Source organism: Pseudomonas sp. URIL14HWK12:I5 (assembly GCF_900176445.1).
Classification (GTDB): domain Bacteria; phylum Pseudomonadota; class Gammaproteobacteria; order Pseudomonadales; family Pseudomonadaceae; genus Aquipseudomonas; species Aquipseudomonas monteilii.
In genome coordinates this window covers 568362-586929 of sequence record NZ_FWXQ01000002.1, presented here as the reverse complement: position 1 = coordinate 586929, position 18568 = coordinate 568362, and the positions used below count along the sequence as shown (strand labels likewise).

General features: G+C 63.9%; 17 protein-coding genes. 11 read left to right on the top strand and 6 right to left on the bottom strand.

Annotated features, from left to right (window positions below):
- Position 1 precedes the first annotated feature (1 nt).
- The 4 genes from B9A31_RS07385 to B9A31_RS07370 all read right to left on the bottom strand — a co-directional run bounded on the left by B9A31_RS07385 (position 2) and on the right by B9A31_RS07370 (position 5502).
- Complete coding sequence (locus tag B9A31_RS07385; RefSeq protein WP_084296835.1) at positions 2–1666, bottom strand: hydantoinase B/oxoprolinase family protein; 1665 nt, start codon at positions 1664–1666, stop codon at positions 2–4.
- A gap of 24 nt (positions 1667–1690) precedes the next feature.
- Entirely contained in the window at positions 1691–3766 is a 2076-nt protein-coding gene (locus tag B9A31_RS07380) for a hydantoinase/oxoprolinase family protein (RefSeq protein ID WP_088537530.1), read from the bottom strand.
- Between the two features lie 238 nt (positions 3767–4004).
- Positions 4005–4760 (bottom strand): SDR family oxidoreductase, encoded by a 756-nt coding sequence (locus tag B9A31_RS07375; protein WP_027608893.1) that lies wholly within the window; start codon positions 4758–4760, stop codon positions 4005–4007.
- Positions 4753–5502 carry an SDR family NAD(P)-dependent oxidoreductase gene (locus tag B9A31_RS07370; protein WP_084296834.1) on the bottom strand — a complete coding sequence of 250 codons (750 nt, stop codon included), beginning with the start codon at positions 5500–5502 and terminating at the stop codon, positions 4753–4755. The genes B9A31_RS07375 and B9A31_RS07370 overlap by 8 nt, the downstream gene beginning before the upstream one ends.
- Before the next feature lie 84 nt (positions 5503–5586).
- Between B9A31_RS07370 and B9A31_RS07365 the strand changes: the two genes are divergently transcribed.
- The 4 genes from B9A31_RS07365 to sfnR all read left to right on the top strand — a co-directional run bounded on the left by B9A31_RS07365 (position 5587) and on the right by sfnR (position 9297).
- A complete protein-coding gene (locus B9A31_RS07365; RefSeq protein ID WP_019096232.1) occupies positions 5587–6177 on the top strand; it encodes a TetR/AcrR family transcriptional regulator in 591 nt (196 codons plus the stop codon).
- 252 nt (positions 6178–6429) lie between these two features.
- Positions 6430–6990 (top strand): FMN reductase, encoded by a 561-nt coding sequence (msuE, locus tag B9A31_RS07360; protein WP_016711107.1) that lies wholly within the window; start codon positions 6430–6432, stop codon positions 6988–6990.
- A 9-nt stretch (positions 6991–6999) separates the two neighbouring features.
- Positions 7000–8187 carry an acyl-CoA dehydrogenase family protein gene (locus B9A31_RS07355; protein ID WP_027608892.1) on the top strand — a complete coding sequence of 396 codons (1188 nt, stop codon included), beginning with the start codon at positions 7000–7002 and terminating at the stop codon, positions 8185–8187.
- A gap of 9 nt (positions 8188–8196) precedes the next feature.
- On the top strand, positions 8197–9297 hold the full coding sequence (sfnR, locus tag B9A31_RS07350; RefSeq protein WP_019098603.1) for a sigma54-dependent transcriptional activator SfnR: 1101 nt from the start codon (positions 8197–8199) through the stop codon (positions 9295–9297).
- A 22-nt stretch (positions 9298–9319) separates the two neighbouring features.
- Here sfnR and B9A31_RS07345 read toward each other — a convergent pair whose 3' ends face one another.
- A complete protein-coding gene (locus tag B9A31_RS07345; protein WP_084296833.1) occupies positions 9320–9946 on the bottom strand; it encodes a glutathione S-transferase family protein in 627 nt (208 codons plus the stop codon).
- A 292-nt stretch (positions 9947–10238) separates the two neighbouring features.
- On the opposite strand from B9A31_RS07345, the gene B9A31_RS07340 reads away from it, so the two are divergent.
- Positions 10239–10556, top strand: a complete 318-nt coding sequence (locus B9A31_RS07340; protein WP_019098605.1) for a DUF2388 domain-containing protein — start codon at positions 10239–10241, stop codon at positions 10554–10556.
- Between the two features lie 61 nt (positions 10557–10617).
- Here the strand turns inward: B9A31_RS07340 and glcC are convergent, their stop codons facing one another.
- The gene (gene glcC / locus B9A31_RS07335; RefSeq protein WP_027608889.1) at positions 10618–11382 is read right to left on the bottom strand and encodes a transcriptional regulator GlcC; all 765 of its coding nucleotides are present in this window, start codon (positions 11380–11382) and stop codon (positions 10618–10620) included.
- Positions 11383–11576: 194 nt separating this feature from the next.
- On the opposite strand from glcC, the gene glcD reads away from it, so the two are divergent.
- The 6 genes from glcD to B9A31_RS07305 all read left to right on the top strand — a co-directional run bounded on the left by glcD (position 11577) and on the right by B9A31_RS07305 (position 18565).
- A complete protein-coding gene (gene glcD / locus B9A31_RS07330; RefSeq protein WP_019098607.1) occupies positions 11577–13076 on the top strand; it encodes a glycolate oxidase subunit GlcD in 1500 nt (499 codons plus the stop codon).
- Positions 13076–14128: a glycolate oxidase subunit GlcE gene (gene glcE / locus B9A31_RS07325; protein WP_025752652.1), complete on the top strand. Its 1053-nt coding sequence runs from the start codon at positions 13076–13078 to the stop codon at positions 14126–14128. The genes glcD and glcE overlap by 1 nt, the downstream gene beginning before the upstream one ends.
- Positions 14129–14137: 9 nt before the next feature.
- Positions 14138–15373, top strand: a complete 1236-nt coding sequence (gene glcF, locus B9A31_RS07320) for a glycolate oxidase subunit GlcF (protein ID WP_027608887.1) — start codon at positions 14138–14140, stop codon at positions 15371–15373.
- Positions 15366–15764: a heme-binding protein gene (locus tag B9A31_RS07315; RefSeq protein WP_084296832.1), complete on the top strand. Its 399-nt coding sequence runs from the start codon at positions 15366–15368 to the stop codon at positions 15762–15764. Before glcF ends, B9A31_RS07315 begins: the two co-directional genes overlap by 8 nt.
- A 90-nt stretch (positions 15765–15854) precedes the next feature.
- Positions 15855–18026 carry a malate synthase G gene (locus B9A31_RS07310; RefSeq protein WP_025752658.1) on the top strand — a complete coding sequence of 724 codons (2172 nt, stop codon included), beginning with the start codon at positions 15855–15857 and terminating at the stop codon, positions 18024–18026.
- Between the two features lie 200 nt (positions 18027–18226).
- Positions 18227–18565: a hypothetical protein gene (locus B9A31_RS07305; RefSeq protein ID WP_019099228.1), complete on the top strand. Its 339-nt coding sequence runs from the start codon at positions 18227–18229 to the stop codon at positions 18563–18565.
- Positions 18566–18568 lie beyond the last annotated feature (3 nt).

The window sequence follows — 18568 nt, the reverse complement described above, 5'->3', positions numbered from 1 at the left end:
TCTAGCGCTCCTGAGCGGCGTCAAAGCCGTAGTCGTTACGTGCCTGCTCGGCGCTGATGTAACCGGCACGTACATCGCGCTCAACCTGCTTGCGGTCGCGCTGGCGCGGGTCGCCATAACCACCGCCCCCGGGCAGGCGCAGCACCAGGCGGCGCTCAGCGGGTACGAATTGCTGGCCTTTGCCGCGCAGCACGCTGCCGTCATCCAGGCCAACGAAGCCTTGGGCGCCCTCCTTGCCACCCTCCAGGCCGCGTGCCGGGTACTGGATACGGTCGAACATGGCACTGAAGCGCAAGCTGTAGCCTTCGGCCGCCGACACTTCGATTTCCTGGCCCAGGCCACCGCGCAACTGGCCAGCACCACCGGAGCCTTCACGCAGTTCCTTGCGCCATACCACGACCGGGCCGGCGTGTTCGGTGGCTTCCACCGGCATGGTGTGTACGCCGCTGGGGAACGCCGTGGCGCTCAGGCCATCCATCGTCGAGCGGGCACCCATGCCGCCGCTGTTGAACATCAGCATCTCGGCATTGCGGCCGTTGAGGTTGCTCTCCAGCGGACGCACGCTCAGGTGCAGGTTCCACAGGGCGCTGGCACCCTCGGCCGGCACTTTGCCTGGCAGGCACTTGTGCAGCGCGCCGAGCACCAGGTCGGGCACGAAATGGCCCAGCACATGGCGCACCGACACCGGCGCCGGGTGCTTGGCATTGAGGATGCAGCCTTCAGGCGCGGTGACTTCGAAGGGCGCCAGCGAAGCGGTGTTGTTCGGGATTTCCGGTGCGACGATGCACTTGAGGCCATAGCAGGCATAAGCCTTGGCGTAGCCCAGCGGCACGTTGATGCCGAACTGGCTCATGCCAGAAGTGCCGGTAAAGTCGCTCTTGATACCGTCGGGGCCAACAGTGATGGTGACCGCCAGGGTTACCGGCACATCGTAGCCGTCGAGGGTCATGCTGTTGCTGTAGGTGCCGTGGGGCAGCGACTTGAAGCACTCCAGGGTAGCGCGACGGCTGTGTTCGAGGATGAACCCGCCGATGTACTCCAGGTCGTCCAGCTTGAACTCTTCGAGCATGTCCAGCAGGCGCTTGTGGCCAGTTTCGTTGCACGCCGACAACGCATAGAAGTCGCCCACTACCCGGTCGTTCTCACGCACGTTGTTGCGCAGGATGTTGATCAGATCGCGGTTGACCTTGCCGCGCTCGAACAACTTCATGATCGGGATGAACAGGCCTTCTTCGTACACTTCACGGGCATCGGGGCCGAAGCCCCGGCCACCGATATCGACCACGTGGGCAGTACTGGCGAAATAGCCGATCAGCTTGCCCTTGTAGAAGGACGGCGAAACGATGGTGATGTCGTGCAGGTGGCCAGTGCCCTTCCACGGGTCGTTGGTCACGTAGACATCGCCTTCGAAAATGTTGTCCTCGCCGATGTCATTGATGAAGTGCACCACCGCCTCAGCCATGGTGTTCACATGGCCAGGGGTGCCGGTGACGGCCTGGGCCAGCATGTTGCCGGCGCGGTCGAACACCCCGGCGGACAGGTCGCCGGCTTCGCGCACACTGGTGGAGAAGGCCGTGCGAATCAGGGTCAGGGCCTGCTCTTCGACCACCGAGACCAGGCGGTTCCACATCACCTGCATTTGAATGTCGATCAACGTATCGCTCATGGTTCTGGCTTCCGAATTCAGGCGTTAGCGGCGCACGACCAGCAGGCAGCCGTCTGGCTGGACCGTGGCGGTGAAATTGGAGGTGACGAAGGTCGAGGTTTCGCGCTCGACGATGACCGCCGGGCCGTCGACACGGGCACCGACTTGCAGCTCTTCGCGTGGGTGGATGCCGGCTTCGACAAAACCACCGGCGGCCACGTCGAACACCTGGCGGCGGGAAATTTCATGGGCGCGGTAGGCGGCGCCCACTTCCTCAATCTGCGTGACGGGTGGCAGGGGCGAACTGGCCTTGACCGACCAGCTGACGATCTCGATGTCCGGCCCTTCGATGGGGCGGCCAAAGAAGCGGGTGTAGGCTGCTTCGAAGCGGGCCTTGAACTCTAGCGTGTCGGCAGCGCTGAAGGCTTTGAATGGCAAGGCAACCGGGATTTCCCAGCCCTGGCCCACATAACGCATGAACGCGGTGCAGTCCATGTCCGGCTCACCGATCGGCATGCCCTGGCGCAGGAAGCCCAGCGATTCGGCTTTCATCTCGTCGATCAGGTCATTGACCTGCGCGGCCTCGAACTCGGACAAGCGTACGAACGCACTGCGTACGGCCTCGTAACCGAATGGCGCACGCAGGAAGCCGATCGCCGAGCCCACGCCAGCACCCGCCGGGACGATAAAGCGTGCCACACCCATCTTCTCGCACAGCCGTGCAGCGTGCAGCGGGCCGCCACCGCCAAAGGTGATCATGGTGTAGTCGGCAATGTCCTTGCCGCTTTCCACCGCATGCACACGGCCGGCGTTGGCCATGTTCTCGTCAACCACTTCGCACACGCCAAACGCTGCGGTGACGGCCTGCATGCCCAGCGGCTGGCCGATGACCCGGGCCATGGCGTTGGCCGCGTTGTCGGTGGACAAACGCAGCGCGCCACCGGCGAAGTTGTCTGCATCCAGGCGGCCGAGCAGCAGGTTGGCGTCGGTGATGGTCGGCTCCAGGCCACCACGGCCGTAACAGGCCGGGCCAGGCTCGGAGGCCGCACTGTGCGGGCCCACGCGGATCTGGCGCATGCTGTCGAGGCTGGCGATGGAGCCGCCGCCAGCACCGATTTCGACCATTTCCACCACCGGGATGGAAATCGGCATGCCGCTGCCCTTCTTGAAGCGGTAGGTACGGGCAACCTCGAAGGTTTTCGCGGTTTTCGGTACCTGGTCTTCGATGAGGCAGATTTTCGCCGTGGTGCCACCCATGTCGAACGACAGCACGTTCTCCAGCTGGTAGCGGCGGGCGATGTCGGCCGCAAAGATGGCGCCACCAGCCGGACCGGACTCCACCAGACGGACCGGGAACTCAGCGGCGCTTTGCACCGAGATGATGCCGCCACCGGAGTGAATCATGAACACCGGGCAATGGGCGCCTTCCTGTTTGAGGGTCACCACCAGGCGGTCCAGGTAAGACTTGATCAGCGGTTTGACGTAAGCATTGGCACACACGGTGTTGAAGCGCTCGAACTCACGCATCTGCGGCGAGACTTCGCTGGAAATGGAAATCGACAACTGCGGCAGTCGCGCCTGCAGGGCATCGCGCAACTGGCGTTCGTGAGCACCGTTGACGTAGCTGTGAATGAAGCCAATGGCCACGCTTTCGTAGTTGCCTTCGGCAATGCGCTCGACCAGGGCATCGATCTCGGCCTGCGCAGGGGCGATCAGTACCTGGCCTTTGACATTCAGGCGCTCACGCAGGGTGTAGCGGTGGTCACGATCGATCAGTGGCGGCGGCAGGGCGATGTTGATGTCGTACTGCTCGAAACGGTTTTCGGTGCGCATTTCCAGGGTGTCCCGGAAGCCTTCGGTAGTGATGAAGGCGGTGCGCGCGCCACGGCGCTCGATCAGGGCGTTGGTGGCCAAGGTGGTGCCATGGATCAACTGGTCGATGTCCGACAGTGCCAGGCCCGCCTGCTCCACCACCTGGCGCACGCCGGTGAGGATGGCCCGTTCAGGCAGCTCGTAGTCGGTCAGGATCTTGGTCGAATGCAGCACGCCATTCACGTCCAGCGCGATATCGGTGAAGGTGCCGCCTATGTCCACGCCGACCCGGCATGATGTCGCAGTCATCGTCATATCCCCTGCAATGCTTTGTAGTTGTCTCGACCGGCTGAAGCAGTCTTAATGTAAGTTATATGTTGTCTTACAGGTGGTCAAGCACCTATTTACTCAAAACTGCATTGCCTGCACTGGCCTCTTCGCGGGCACGTCCGCTCCCACAGGTACTGTGGTGCCTGTGGACCAGTGGTGATCCTTTCGGAGCGGGCGTGCCCGCGAAGAGGCCGGTACAGGCGATAGAACCGTCGGATCAGCCCGCCGTCTTGACCATCCGCCCGCCACCCACCGCCTGCGCAGTAGGGAATACCTCCAACCGCGACACATCCACCTGCCGCGGCATCTTCAGCGCCGCCAGCAACAGCTGGGCGATATCTTCCGGCTGGATCGACTCATAACCGTCATACAGCTCACTGCCTGCCGCCTGCATGCCCATGGCAGTCTTGTACAGCTGTGTCTGCACCCGACCCGGAGCAATCTCGGTCACTCGCACGCCGCTGCCCAACAGGTCACAGCGCAAGGCATCGCAGAACAGGCTGACCCCGGCCTTGGACGCGCCGTACACCGCTGCACCCGGGTGCGGCGCTCGACCAGCACTGGAGCCAATGAAGAACAGGTGCCCCCTGCCCCGCTCGACCATGCCTGGCAGCACCTGGCGCGCCAGGTGCAACGGCGCCTTGAGGTTGATGTCGAGCATGTTGTCGATTTCGGCTTCGTCGATGTCCTGGAATGCCGCCCGGGTGGACAGAATGCCCGCGTTATTGACCAGCACATCCACCGCTTGCCCTTCCAGCGCAGCAGCCAGCGAACGGTAATCACGCACATCCGCCTGCAAGGTGGTCACACCCGGCTCGCCAGCCAGCTCGGCCAACGCCTCAGCGCTGCGCCCCACGGCAATCACTTGCAGGCCGGCATCACGCAGCGCCAGTACGATGGCCTTGCCGATACCGCTGGTAGCCCCGGTCACCAGCGCGCGCTGGTAGCCCTCAGGAAATGCGGCTTCAGGCATAGATGTAGCCCCCGCTGACAATCACGTTTTCACCGGTGGCGTAGCTGTTGCGGCTGCTGCCCATCATCACGATCCACTCGGCGATTTCTGCCGGTTCCGCAGCACGGCCCAGCGGGTTGGCTGCCGCCAGCTCGCCGAGGAAGCCCAGCTGTTTGGCGCGCTCGGTGGCAAAACCGGCCGGGGCTACCGAGTTGACCAGGATCTGGTCCTTGGCACAGGCCTGGGCAAACGATTTGGTCAGGCTTACCACCGCTGCCTTGGTGGCGGCATAGTGGGCGTTTTGCGGGTGGGCCTTGAAGGCATCCACCGACGTCACGTTGACGATACGCCCGGTCACCGCCGGGGCCGCCACGTACTGCTGCATGTGGCGCGCGGCGGCGACCATCATGTGGTAGGTACCCTTGATGTTGACGGCGTTCTCCAGGCCCCACTCGTCGTCAGTGATCTCGAAGATGTCCTTACGCGGGTAGATGGCCGCGCTGTTGACCAGGCAATGCACCCGCCCCAAGCCTTCGACGATCTGGTCGAAGGCTGCATGGGCGGTGTCCTTGCGGGCAATGTCGCCTACCGCGATTGCCACTTCTACACCCTGCCCGCGCAGCTCTTCTGCGGCTTGTACCAGCAATTGCTCATTGCGGTCGATCAGGCCGATTTTGCCGGCTCCACGTTTAACCATCAGCCGGGCTGTTTCCAGGCCCAGACCCGAGGCACCACCTACGATCACCACCGTTTGATTTTCCACGAAACACCTCCGCGATTGAGTCTTTACGTAAGATGCCTGTTGTCTTACATTTGGTCAAACATCAATTCGCCCACAGGTGCGTCCATGCCCGCTTCCAGCCTCTCGCCCGTACCCACCCCGCACGCTCGGGACCGCCTGCTGGAGGCGGCCAGCGCCTTGTTTGCCAGCCATGGCTACCAGGCCATAGGCCTGCGTGACCTGGCCAGCCACCTGGGCCTGCGCGCCGGCTCGCTGTACCACCACATCGAGAGCAAACAGGGGCTGCTGTTCGAGCTGATCGAGTCGAGCCTGACCGATCTGCTGTATGAAACCCGACAATGCCTCAAAGGTGCCCGTACCATCAGTGAACACTTGCCGTGCTTTGTGCAGGCCTTCGTGACGTATAGCCAGGCCAACCCCGACAAACTGGTGCTGCTGACGCGGGAAGCCATGAACCTGAACACAGAGCAACTGTTGCAAATCGAACAGTTGAAAACGCAATACAGCGGGCTGCTCAGTGACATTGTCGCCGCAGAGTGCGGGCTGCCGGCACTCCGAGCGCGGTCGATTGCCCATGCCGTACTGGGTTTGCTGTGCGGGCAGGCGCAATGGGGAAGCGTGATCACCGCGAGGGATCAACTGGTGACGTTCGTACAGGGCATTGTCGGTACCGGCAAGACGGCGGCTTATCCATAAAAATGCATAACAATATGAATTCTTATTCTTTTTTTAACGAACGATAATCCTCTATAACTCTCTCCACTGCACAGCCGCCAACACTTGGCCAACTGTTCGCAGCGCAACACCCAATCAACACGAAACGCCCGCCCGGCAACAGCGACGCAAACCTGCTAACGCGATAACTTGTTGATTTAGAAGAACATTAGAACCCGGCACGACGATTGCTCAAGCAAAGTCCCCCGCTCAACCCGAACCGGAGACCTGCCCATGAGCACCCCACTGAATGTCGTAGCCCTGTCCGGCGGCACTTCCCGCCCTTCACGCACCCTGGCCCTGACCGAGGCGATCCTCGCTGAGCTGGCTGAACACCTGCACATCAAGCCGCACCTGATCGAACTGGGCGACATCGCCCGCCCACTGGGCAGCGCCCTGTGGCGCAGCGAACTGCCCGACACCGTCGAGCAGCAACTGCGTCTGGTGGAAAAAGCCGACCTGCTGGTGGTGACCACCCCCGTGTACCGCGGCAGCTTTACTGGCCACTTCAAGCACCTGTTCGACCTGATCGGCCAGGATGCCCTGGTCGACACCCCGGTTCTGCTCGCCGCCACCGGCGGCAGCGAACGCCATGCGCTGGTGCTCGACCATCAGTTGCGCCCGCTGTTCAGCTTCCTGCAAGCCCTGACCCTGCCAATCGGCGTGTTCGCCAGCCAGGCAGAACTGGCCGACTATCGCGTGTCCAGCGATGCCCTCGCCGCCCGCATCCGCCTGGCTGCAGAGCGTGCCGTGCCGCTGTTCGGCGCCCACCACGCACTGCGTAAAAGCGCCTGAGGAGCGGCCATGAATGCACCTGTGAATACCCCGCTGTGCCCGGCCTTGGCCATCGCCCGCGAACTGGCCGGGCAGTTTGCCCAGACCGCCGTAGAACGCGACGAGCGCGGCGGCACCCCGAAAGCCGAGCGCGATGCCCTGCGTGACAGCGGCCTGCTGTCGCTGGTGATCCCGCAGGCCTTCGGTGGGCAGGGTGCCAACTGGCACGACACGTTCGCGGTGGTGCGCGAGTTCGCCCGGGTCGACAGCTCCATTGCCCATGTGTTCGGCTTTCACCACCTGATGCTGGCCACCGTACGCCTGTTCTCACGCCCCGACCAATGGCAGCCCTGGTTCGAACAGACCGCCCGCAAACAGTGGTTTTGGGGCAATGCCCTGAACCCGCTGGACACCCGCACCGTGGTCAAGCACTTCGATGGCTGGTGCGAATTTTCGGGCAAGAAAAGCTTCTGCTCCGGCGCCAGCGACTCGGAAATGCTCATCGCCTCGGCGGTGGACGAACGTGCCGGCGGCAAGCTTCTGATTGCCGCCATCCCCAGTGGCCGCACCGGCATCAGCCTGCATAGCGACTGGAACAACATCGGTCAACGCCAGACCGACAGTGGCAGCGCCACGTTCGAGCGGGTGCGGGTAGAGCACAACGAACTGCTACTCGACCCAGGCCCGCTGAGCACTCCGTTCGCCGCCCTGCGCCCGCTGATTGCCCAGCTGCACTTCGCCAACCTGTTCCTCGGCATTGCCGAAGGCGCCTTCGAAGAAGCCCGCCAGTACACCCTCAAGGAAAGCCGGCCGTGGTTCCGCTCCAGCGCCGCCAGCAGTGCCGAAGACCCTTATGTGCTGCGCCATTACGGCGAGTTCTGGGTTGGCCTTGAAAGCGTGCGTCTGCTGATCGAACGGGCCGCACGCCAGCTGGATGCCGCCTGGGCCAAGGAACATGCCCTCACGGCAGAAGAGCGCGGCGATCTGGCCCTGGCCATCGGCACCGCCAAGGTCGCCGCCAGCCGCCACGGCCTGGACATCTGCAACCGCCTGTTCGAGGTCACCGGCGCACGCGCCACCCATGCCTCGCTGCGCTTCGACCGCCATTGGCGCAACCTGCGCACACAAACCCTGCACGATCCGGTGGACTACCGCATCCACGAACTCGGCGAGTGGGCCCTCAACGACAAGCGCCCTGCCCCATCCTTCTATTCCTGAGGATTGCCCATGCAACTGCTGACCCTCCCCCCGTCACCGACACTGGCTACCTCGATCAGGGCGACCGCACAGGTCTTCGAAGACCCAAGGTCACAGGCGCTGCTCGCCCACTTGCAACAGGTCGCCCCCAGCGAGGCCAGCGTCCTGATCATCGGCGAAACCGGTACGGGCAAGGAGCTGGTCGCACGCCACATCCACAACCTCAGTGGCCGGCGCAACGGCCCATTCGTCGCAGTCAACTGCGGGGCGTTCTCGGAGTCGCTGGTGGAGGCCGAACTGTTCGGTCATGAAAAAGGCGCCTTCACCGGCGCGCTGGCGGCCAAGGCCGGCTGGTTCGAGGAAGCCAATGGCGGCACGCTGTTCCTCGACGAAATCGGCGACCTGCCCCTGCCGATCCAGGTCAAGTTGCTGCGCGTGCTGCAAGAGCGCGAGGTGGTGCGGCTAGGGTCGCGCAAGAGCATCCCGATCAATGTGCGGGTCCTGGCCGCAACCAACGTGCAGCTGGAAAAGGCCATCAACGCCGGGCATTTTCGTGAAGACCTGTACTACCGGCTCAACGTGGTGACCTTACAGTTGCACCCTCTGCGCGACCGCCCGGGTGACATCCTGCCACTGGCCCGGCACTTCATTCGCAGCTACAGCGACCGACTGGGCTACGGCCCGGTGGAGCTCAGCGCCAAAGCCCAGGCCAAGCTGGTGGAATACAGCTGGCCGGGCAATATCCGCGAGCTGGAGAACGTGATTCACCACAGTTTGCTCACTTGCGGCGACGGCACGGTGCAGGCGCAGGACCTGCGCCTGTCCAACCTGCGCATCGAGCGGCAAGAGGAAGAGACGGCTGGCAATGGTGTAGACGACTTGTTGCAGCGGGCGTTCAGCCAGCTGTTCGAGGAGCAGCCGGGCGACCTGTACGAGAAGGTGGAAAACGCCTTGCTGCGCTCGGCCTACCGGTTCTGCCACTACAACCAGGTGCATACCGCGCAGTTGCTGGGGTTGTCGCGCAACATCACGCGCACGCGGCTGATTGCCATTGGCGAGCTGGTGGTGAACAAGCGGCGGGGGCAAGAACAGCAAGTGCTGGACAACCGGGTGATACGGTTGTCCATCTGAGCCTTGCAGTGCCGCGAAGGCCTCAGGATGCCGTACGCGGCATCAGCTCATACGGATGCTTCCACCCCGGCTGCGCCTGGATTCGCGCCTTCCAAGCCTCGATATGAGTGAAATCCACCAGCGGGATCCCTGTATCTTCAGGCATGAACACATACCCCGCCAACGACAGGTCGGCGATGGTCAGCCGGCCGCCAACCATGAACGGCGTTTTTGCCAGGTGTGCGTCGACAATACGGTAAGCCGCCGTGGCACGCTCACGCAGGAATCGCGTCACGTCCGTTTCCCCCGTTTTCTTCAGGCAGAATAGAAAGCGCAGCGCGGCGTAATAGCTGGTGAACTTGTGGTTGTCGAACAGCATCCAGCGCCAGATCTCGCGTTTTTCGTCTTCATCACGCGGGCCGAACTGGCCGGTCTGTTCGGCAAGGTATTCCAGGATCAGCGCAGACTGGGTGAAGGTTTTGCCCGCGTGCTCCAGCACCGGCACCTCGCCCTGCTCGTTCACCTCATCGCGCCAGCCTGGCTCGCGGGTCTGGCCGTTGAAGAAGTCGACGAAAACCGGCTGCCAGGCCTGGCCAGTGAGCTCAAGCATAAGCGCGGCCTTGTAGGCGTTGCCGGATTCGGCGAAGCAATGCAGCGTGTATTCGGACATCGGCGAACCTTCATTTTCCTTTGAATGATCGTGTCGGGCCATTCACGGGTTCACCCGCGAAGAAGCCGTAGCGCCGAGCAAATCACGCCCGGCCCGCCACGGTCAATCTATCTTCAGGCAATCTGGACGGCGGTTGTTCTCCTGCAGCCAGAACACCCCATTCCCCGTTCCTCCCGTCATAGCCCCCACACAATCTATTTCGTGGCCCCCAAGGGAACTACCACCTCCTGCGTGCTCTCTTAAACGTTGAGTGTTTTATTACCTTGGGCTTCACGCTACTGGAGAACACGACATGCGCCACCTACTCCTCGCTCCTGCGCTGCTGCTCCTGCTGCCTGCCGGTGCTGCCCTGGCCCGCGTCGATGCGGGCGACGTCGCCACCTCGGCCGGTGTTTCCGCTTCGCTTTACTCGACCTTCAAGGACGATAAACGGATCATCCCGGCACGCGATGAACTTTCTGCCTTCGTTGCCAGTGGCGGTGCAATCCGTGGCGCCTATGTGGAGTCGGCGCTGGAACAAGCCCGCAGGGACCACCCTGGGCTGCAAGCCAATGATGAAGAGCTGGCCCGGGCCATTCTGTCGCAGGATGATCGGATAGCCGATCATTGAGGTCAGCCTGCGCCGGCCCTTTCGCGGGCGCGCCCGCGAAAGGGCCGGCGCAGGCAAACATTCACCCCCAGCCATCCATGCGCATGGTTGCCCTGACCAGGCGCTGCTCCTCCTGCTCGATCTCCCGCAAACTGTCGCGAATCCCGTTGATATGCTCGCGCGCAGCCCGCTGCGCCTGCTCCGGCAACTGCTCCATCACCGCCTGATACAAGCGTGCATGCTGGCGGTCGATCTGGCGCTTTTGCGCCGGCCGGCAATACAGGTTGTTGACCGAGGCAAACACCGTGCTCAAGGTCAGGTCGCTGAGCGATTGCAAGGTATGCACCAGCACCGGGTTGTGTGACGCCTCACTGATCGCCCGGTGGAACGCGTGGTCGCGACGAGCGTGTTCACGGGCATCGATCGCGTCTGGTGCCTCGTGCGCGGCCAGCATGTCTTCGTAGCGCCGCCGAATCAGCAAGCGGTCAACCTCGGTGGCCCGTAACGCCGCCAGCCGCGCCGACTCTGCCTCCAGCAACGCCCGCACTTCCAGCAAGTCGAACAGCGTACGCGGTTGCGAGCCAAACAAATGCATCAACGGTGTGGCACCCGACTGCCCTGTCAGGTCGGCGACGAACGAGCCCCGCCCCTGTTCGGTATCGATGATGCCGCGCCCCCGCAAAATGCGTAGCCCTTCGCGCAGTGCCGAGCGTGAACACCCCAGCTTCTCCACCAACCGCCGCTCCGACGGCAAGGCCTGGCCCACCTTGAGTACGCCGTCAACGATCAGGCGCTCCACACGCTCGGCCACCTGGTCGGCGACCTTGACCTTGCCCTCAGCACCCATCACGCCTTCTCCTACTGGTAGGACCACCTCAACCGATGGCTCCAATCTAGACAGGCAAAGCCGTCAATAACCAGCCCTTTGCAGAAAAACTGGTAGGACCAGTGAACGACGCGCTCGACCAGGGCCGTTGGCACGTGCAGGCTGCACCGGTGACCGCTTTGCCAACAACAACAAAAACGTTGCCGAGTGAGCCGATGAATATCCTGTACGACGAACGCGTCGATGGCGCGCTGCCCACCGTAGACCAGGCGGACCTGTTGCAGGCGCTGCGCAAGGCCCTGCCAGACCTCGATATCCTGTACCGCGGAGAAGACCTCAAACCCTACGAATGTGACGGCCTGTCGGCCTATCGCACGGTACCGCTGCTGGTGGTGCTGCCCGAGCGCCTGGAGCAGGTGCAGGCCTTGCTCAGGCTCTGCCACCAGCGCGGCGTACCCGTGGTAGCCCGTGGCGCCGGCACCGGCCTGTCGGGCGGCGCCCTGCCGCTGGCCAAGGGGGTCCTGCTGGTAATGGCGCGCTTCAACCGCATTCTGGAGGTCAATCCACAGGGCCGTTACGCCCGTGTGCAACCCGGCGTGCGCAACTTGGCCATCTCCCAGGCGGCCGCCCCGCACGGTATGTACTACGCACCAGACCCGTCCTCGCAAATTGCCTGCTCCATCGGTGGCAACGTTGCCGAAAACGCCGGAGGCGTGCACTGTCTGAAATACGGCCTGACCGTGCACAACCTGCTCAAGGTGGAAATCCTCACGGTAGAAGGCGAACGCCTGACCCTCGGCAGCGATGCGCTGGACAGCCCAGGCTTCGACCTGCTGGCACTGTTCACGGGCTCCGAAGGCATGCTCGGCATCGTCACGGAAGTGACCGTCAAGCTGCTCCCCAAGCCCCAGGTGGCGCGGGTGCTGCTGGCCAGTTTCGACAGTGTCGAGGACGCCGGTCGGGCAGTCGCCGAAATCATCGCTGCCGGTATCATTCCCGGCGGCCTGGAGATGATGGACAACCTGGCCATCCGCGCCGCCGAAGACTTCATTCATGCCGGGTACCCGGTGGACGCGGCAGCCATCCTGTTGTGCGAACTGGATGGCGTCGAAGCCGATGTGCATGACGATTGTGAACGGGTGGCCGCCGTCCTGGCGCACGCCGGGGCCCGCGAAGTACGGCTGGCCCGCGACGAAGCGGAGCGCGTGCGTTTCTGGGCCGGGCGCAAGAACGCCTTCCCGGCGGTGGGGCGCATCTCGCCGGATTACTACTGCATGGACGGCACCATCCCGCGCCGCGAACTGCCACGGGTACTCAAGGGCATCAGTGACCTGTCCGCGGAATACGGCCTGCGCGTGGCCAACGTGTTCCATGCCGGCGACGGCAACATGCACCCGCTGATCCTGTTCGATGCCAACCTGCCAGGTGAACTGGAGCGTGCCGAAGCCATCGGCGGCAAGATCCTCGAACTGTGCGTGGCGGTAGGCGGCAGCATTACGGGCGAGCACGGCGTAGGCCGCGAGAAAATCAACCAGATGTGCGCGCAGTTCAACAGCGACGAAATCACCCTGTTCCACGCGGTGAAGGCCGCCTTCGACCCGCAGGGCCTGCTCAACCCCGGCAAGAACATTCCCACGCTGCACCGCTGTGCCGAGTTTGGCGCCATGCATGTGCACCATGGGCAACTGCCCTTCCCCGAGCTGGAGCGCTTCTGATGAGCATGGACCGCGACAACAGCCAGGCCCTGCTGGAGCAGGTCGGCCAGGCGCTGAACCAAGGCACACCGCTGCGTATCCAGGGCAGTAACAGCAAAGCCAGGCTGGGCAACCTTGTAGCTGGCGAAGTACTCGACACCCGCAGCCACCGTGGCATCGTCAGCTACGACCCGACCGAACTGGTGCTCACCGCCCGCGCCGGCACACCGCTGCGCGAGATCGAAGCGGCGCTGCACGAAGCCGGCCAGATGCTTCCCTGTGAACCGCCACACCTGGGCCCGGACGCCACCTTGGGCGGCATGGTCGCCGCCGGCTTGTCTGGCCCCCGGCGGCCATGGGCCGGGTCGGTACGTGATTATGTACTGGGCACGCGGGTGATCACCGGCCACGGCAAGTTGCTGCGCTTTGGTGGCGAAGTGATGAAGAACGTGGCTGGTTACGATGTATCACGGCTGATGGTGGGCAGCTTCGGTTGCCTGGGGTTGCTGACCGAGGTTTCGTTGAAAGTACTGCCCCGGCCGCGCCAGTGCTTGAGCCTGCGCCTGCCAATGGGCCGGCATGAGGCGCTGGCCGAGTTGGCCGAATGGGGCCAGCAGCCTCTGCCGATCAGCGCGGCTTGCCATGACGGCGAAGCGCTGTACCTGCGCCTGGAAGGCGGCGAAGGCTCGGTTCAGTCGGCACGCCAGCGACTGGGCGGCGCAACCCTCGACAGCGGTTTCTGGAGCGACCTGCGCGAGCAGCGCCTGGCATTCTTCAACAGCCCTGCACCGCTGTGGCGCCTGTCACTGCCCAACGCCACCGGCGAGCTGGACCTGCCCGGCCAGCAACTGATCGACTGGGGTGGAGCGCAGCGCTGGCTCACGTCCAGCGCACCGGCACAGGCCATTCGCGACCTGGTCGCCAACGTGGGCGGCCACGCCACCTGCTACACCGCTGGAGCGGACAGTAGCCCGCCGCTGCCCGCTGCACTGATGCGCTACCACCAGACGCTCAAGCAGCAGCTCGACCCCCAGGGCGTGTTCAACCCTGGCCGCCTGTACCCGAACCTGTGAGGCCAGACCATGCAAACCAACCTGAGTGAAGCCTCCCGACGCCTGGCCCGCGCCGACGAGGCGCAAAGCATCCTGCGCTCCTGCGTGCACTGCGGTTTCTGCACCGCCACCTGCCCCACCTACCAGTTGCTGGGCGATGAGCTGGACGGCCCGCGCGGGCGCATCTACCTGATCAAGCAACTGCTCGAAGGCGAGCCGATCACGGCCAGCACGCAACTGCACCTGGACCGTTGCCTGTCCTGCCGCAACTGCGAAACCACTTGCCCCTCAGGGGTGAAATACCACGACCTGCTGGACATCGGCCGCGCCGTGGTCGAACAACAGGTGCCGCGCCCGCTCGGTCAGCGCCTGCTGCGCCAGGGCCTGCGAGCCGTGGTGCCACGCCCGGCGCTGTTCAAGGCCCTGACCCGTGGCGGCCAGGCCTTGCGCCCGCTGCTGCCGGCCACACTCAAGCGCAAACTGCCGGCACGGGTGGTCGCCCCTGGCCAGCGCCCGGCACCGCGCCATGCACGCCGGGTGTTGATGCTGGAAGGCTGCGTGCAGCCAGCCTTGTCGCCCAACACCAACGCCGCCGCCGCGCGCCTGCTGGACCGCCTGGGCATCAGCGTGCAGCCGATCCACCAGGCCGGCTGCTGTGGCGCGGTGGACTACCACCTCAATGCCCAAGAGCAAGGCCTGCAACGTGCACGGCGCAATATCGACGCGTGGTGGCCTGCCATCGAAGCGGGGGCCGAGGCCATTGTGCAAACCGCCAGCGGCTGCGGCGCGTTCGTGCGGGATTACGGCCATCTATTGGAGAAAGACCCCCGTTACGCCGCCAGGGCCGCGCGGGTCAGCGCCCTGTCCCGCGATCTGGTAGAAGTGCTGCGCGATGAGCCGATCGAGCAACTAGGCCTGTGCGCCGAACAGCGCCTGGCCTTCCATTGCCCTTGTACCCTGCAGCATGCCCTGAAGCTGGGCGGCGCGGTGGAAGCGCTGCTGACGCGCCTGGGCTTTACCCTCACCGCTGTGCCGGACGGCCATCTGTGCTGCGGCTCGGCGGGCACCTATTCGCTGACCCAGCCCGAATTGTCACTGCAACTGCGTGACAACCGCCTCAACGCACTGGAAAGCGGCAAACCGCACGTCATCGCCACCGCCAACATCGGCTGTCAGGCCCACCTCGACGGGGCCGGGCGTACGCCGGTACGGCACTGGATAGAAATTGTCGAAGCAGCCTTGAACCCGGAGCCCCCCCATGCATAGCAAGTTCGTGATCGGCCAGGCCGAAGTCGCCCGCGTATTGGCCGCCGCCCGCCAGGAAGCCCTGGCCCAACACTGGAACGTCACCATCGCCGTGGTTGACGACGGTGGTCACCCGCTAGCCCTGGAGCGCATGGACGGCTGTGCGCCAGCCAGTGCCTACATTGCCGTGGAAAAGGCTCGGACCTCTGCGCTGGGGCGCAAGGAAACACGGGATTACGAAGAGATGGTCAATTGTGGCCGCACTGCATTTGTCACTGCACCGCTGCTGACCAGCCTGGAAGGTGGCGTGCCGTTGCGGGTGGACGGCCAGGTGGTGGGTGCCATCGGTGTGTCCGGGGTCAAGTCCGAGCAAGACGCCCAGGTGGCCAAGGTCGGGGCAGCTGTTCTGTAAATCCTGTGCTGGCCTCTTCGCGGGCTCACCCGCGAAGAGGCCAGCACAGGCACCCCATTTCCTGAAAACTGAACATCGAGCGGACAGACAATGCCAAACCATCAACTCCAGATAGCCCCCATCCTCCAGCGCTTCATCGAAGACGAAGTGCTCCCCGGCACCGGCATCGAAGCCGCCCCCTTCTGGCAAGGCTTCAGCACCCTGGTCCACGACCTCGCCCCGCAAAACCGTGCACTGCTCGCCGAACGCGAGCGCCTGCAGGCCGAACTGGACAGCTGGCACCGCCAGCACCCCGGCCCAATCCGCGACATGGTGGCCTACCAGCACTTCCTGCAAGGCATCGGCTACCTCGTGGATGCCCCCGAAGACGTGCAAATCAGCACCCACAACGTCGACCGCGAGATCGCCGTACAAGCCGGCCCGCAACTGGTCGTGCCGCTGAGCAATGCCCGCTACGCCCTCAACGCCGCCAACGCCCGCTGGGGTTCACTGTACGATGCCCTCTACGGCACCGATGCCATCGCCGAAACCGCGGGTGCCGAGCGCGGCCAAGGCTACAATCCGGTGCGCGGCGCCAAGGTGATTGCCTATGGCCGGCAATTCCTCGATACCTCAGCCCCGCTTGCCGGCGCCTCACACAGCGACGCCAAGGCCTACGCGATCAACCAGGGCGCACTGCAGGTCACCCTGGCCGATGGCCGCCAGGTTGGCTTGCAAAACCCCGCGCAAATGCGTGGCTACCAAGGCGAGCCAAACACGCCTACTGCGATCCTGCTGCAGCACCACCAACTGCATTTCGAAATCCGGATCGACCCGGCCAACATCATCGGCCAGCAGGACCTGGCCGGGGTCAAGGACATCCTGCTGGAAGCCGCACTGACCACCATCATCGACTGCGAAGACTCAGTGGCAGCCGTCGATGCCGACGACAAGGTCAATGTCTATCGTAACTGGCTGGGACTGATGAAAGGCGACCTCAGCGAGCAGGTCAGCAAGGGCGGCAAAACCTTCAGCCGCACCTTGGCCGCCGACCGCCAGTATCACGGTGCAAACGGCCAGCCACTGACCTTGCCAGGCCGTTCGCTGCTGTTCATTCGCAACGTTGGCCACCTGATGACCAACCCGGCGATCCACGACCGCGATGGCCGGGAAATTCCGGAAGGCATCCTCGATGCCGTGGTCACCAGCCTGATCGGCCTGCACGATCTCAAGCGCCGAGGCAACTCGCGCGAAGGCAGCCTGTACATCGTCAAGCCGAAAATGCACGGGCCGGCCGAAGTGGCCTTTGCCGACCAGCTGTTCGGTCGCGTCGAGTCCCTGTTGGGCCTGCCCGCGCATACCCTGAAGATGGGCATCATGGACGAAGAGCGGCGCACCAGCGTCAACCTCAAAGCCTGCATCGCCAGTGCTGCATCACGGGTGGTGTTCATCAACACCGGCTTCCTCGACCGCACCGGGGACGAGATGCACAGCGCCATGGAAGCCGGTGCCATGCTGCGCAAGGGCGACATGAAAGGCAGTGCCTGGATCCAGGCCTACGAACGCAGCAACGTGCTGGTGGGGCTGGCCTGCGGATTACGCGGCAAGGCACAGATCGGTAAGGGCATGTGGGCCATGCCCGACCTGATGGCGGCCATGCTCGAACAGAAAATTGCCCAGCCCAAGGCCGGTGCCAACACCGCTTGGGTGCCCTCACCGACGGCCGCAACGCTGCATGCGCTGCATTACCATCTGGTAGACGTGGCAGCGGTGCAGCAGGCGCTGGAAGCAGTCGATCTGAACGCCCAGCGCCACGCATTGCTGAACGACCTGCTCAGCATACCGGTCAGCCCAGAGCGGCCCTGGAGTGCCGACGATATCCAGGCTGAACTGGACAACAACTGCCAAGGCATCCTCGGTTACGTGGTGCGCTGGGTCGAACAAGGGGTCGGCTGCTCCAAGGTACCGGACATCCACGATGTTGGCCTGATGGAGGACCGTGCCACCCTGCGTATTTCAGCGCAGCACATCGCCAACTGGCTGCACCATGGCGTGGTGGGTGCCGAGCAGGTCGAGGCGACTCTGCAACGCATGGCCAAGGTGGTAGACCAACAGAATGCCGGGGACCCGGCGTACCGGCCAATGGCGGCCAACTTCGAGGCATCGCATGCGTTTCGCGCCGCCCGAGAGCTGGTGTTCAAGGGGCGCGAGCAACCTAGTGGCTATACCGAGCCGTTGCTGCATGGCTGGCGGTTGCAGTTCAAGCAGCAGGTTCAACGCTAGCCCAAGCTGCGCGGAGCTGCTGGCGCGGCCTTGTGTTGCGCCGGCAGCAAACATCTGCCGCCGGCCCGTCAGGGGTGGTATTCCGGCGCCCTCAGAAATTTCCCACAACGTTCTCGGAAGCATCCTGCTTGCTGCCTCTGCACGCAAAAAACAAGATCGGCACTGGAAACCGCAAGGTCGCGATCCAGAGGAGGCTCCGTATGCACCGTTACGCCCGCTCCATTGCCGAACTGCGCAGCAGCTTGTGCGAAATGCTGGCCCATGACATCTGCAACCCCGAAGAGGATCCGCACCTGTCGGGGGTGATGTTCTTCTGCGCCACCGACGAACACTCCCGGCAACTGGTCGAGCGAATCGAGTTGCTGGCCAGCGAGGTGTTCTTTGACCGGAACGGACGGGCCATCGCGGAACACCTGAAAGCGGCCGCAGTCGATGGCGTGCGCATCAAGCGCAACCGCAAGGCGCCAGCGGATGAAACGGTGATACGCATCGCAGTCGCCGACAAGGGCTATATCACGGTGAGTACGGCCCGGCTCTGAGAT

Excerpts from the sequence above, each read along its gene's own strand:
- glcD (WP_019098607.1), top strand. The coding sequence starts at position 11,577 with ATGAATATCCTGTACGACGAACGCGTCGATGGCGCGCTGCCCACCGTA.
- B9A31_RS07365 (WP_019096232.1), top strand. The coding sequence starts at position 5,587 with ATGCCCGCTTCCAGCCTCTCGCCCGTACCCACCCCGCACGCTCGGGAC.
- glcC (WP_027608889.1), bottom strand. The coding sequence starts at position 11,382 with ATGGGTGCTGAGGGCAAGGTCAAGGTCGCCGACCAGGTGGCCGAGCGT.
- glcE (WP_025752652.1), top strand. The coding sequence starts at position 13,076 with ATGAGCATGGACCGCGACAACAGCCAGGCCCTGCTGGAGCAGGTCGGC.
- sfnR (WP_019098603.1), top strand. The coding sequence starts at position 8,197 with ATGCAACTGCTGACCCTCCCCCCGTCACCGACACTGGCTACCTCGATC.
- B9A31_RS07305 (WP_019099228.1), top strand. The coding sequence starts at position 18,227 with ATGCACCGTTACGCCCGCTCCATTGCCGAACTGCGCAGCAGCTTGTGC.
- B9A31_RS07355 (WP_027608892.1), top strand. The coding sequence starts at position 7,000 with ATGAATGCACCTGTGAATACCCCGCTGTGCCCGGCCTTGGCCATCGCC.
- msuE (WP_016711107.1), top strand. The coding sequence starts at position 6,430 with ATGAGCACCCCACTGAATGTCGTAGCCCTGTCCGGCGGCACTTCCCGC.
- B9A31_RS07345 (WP_084296833.1), bottom strand. The coding sequence starts at position 9,946 with ATGTCCGAATACACGCTGCATTGCTTCGCCGAATCCGGCAACGCCTAC.
- B9A31_RS07380 (WP_088537530.1), bottom strand. The coding sequence starts at position 3,766 with ATGACTGCGACATCATGCCGGGTCGGCGTGGACATAGGCGGCACCTTC.
- glcF (WP_027608887.1), top strand. The coding sequence starts at position 14,138 with ATGCAAACCAACCTGAGTGAAGCCTCCCGACGCCTGGCCCGCGCCGAC.
- B9A31_RS07385 (WP_084296835.1), bottom strand. The coding sequence starts at position 1,666 with ATGAGCGATACGTTGATCGACATTCAAATGCAGGTGATGTGGAACCGC.
- B9A31_RS07340 (WP_019098605.1), top strand. The coding sequence starts at position 10,239 with ATGCGCCACCTACTCCTCGCTCCTGCGCTGCTGCTCCTGCTGCCTGCC.
- B9A31_RS07315 (WP_084296832.1), top strand. The coding sequence starts at position 15,366 with ATGCATAGCAAGTTCGTGATCGGCCAGGCCGAAGTCGCCCGCGTATTG.
- B9A31_RS07310 (WP_025752658.1), top strand. The coding sequence starts at position 15,855 with ATGCCAAACCATCAACTCCAGATAGCCCCCATCCTCCAGCGCTTCATC.
- B9A31_RS07375 (WP_027608893.1), bottom strand. The coding sequence starts at position 4,760 with ATGCCTGAAGCCGCATTTCCTGAGGGCTACCAGCGCGCGCTGGTGACC.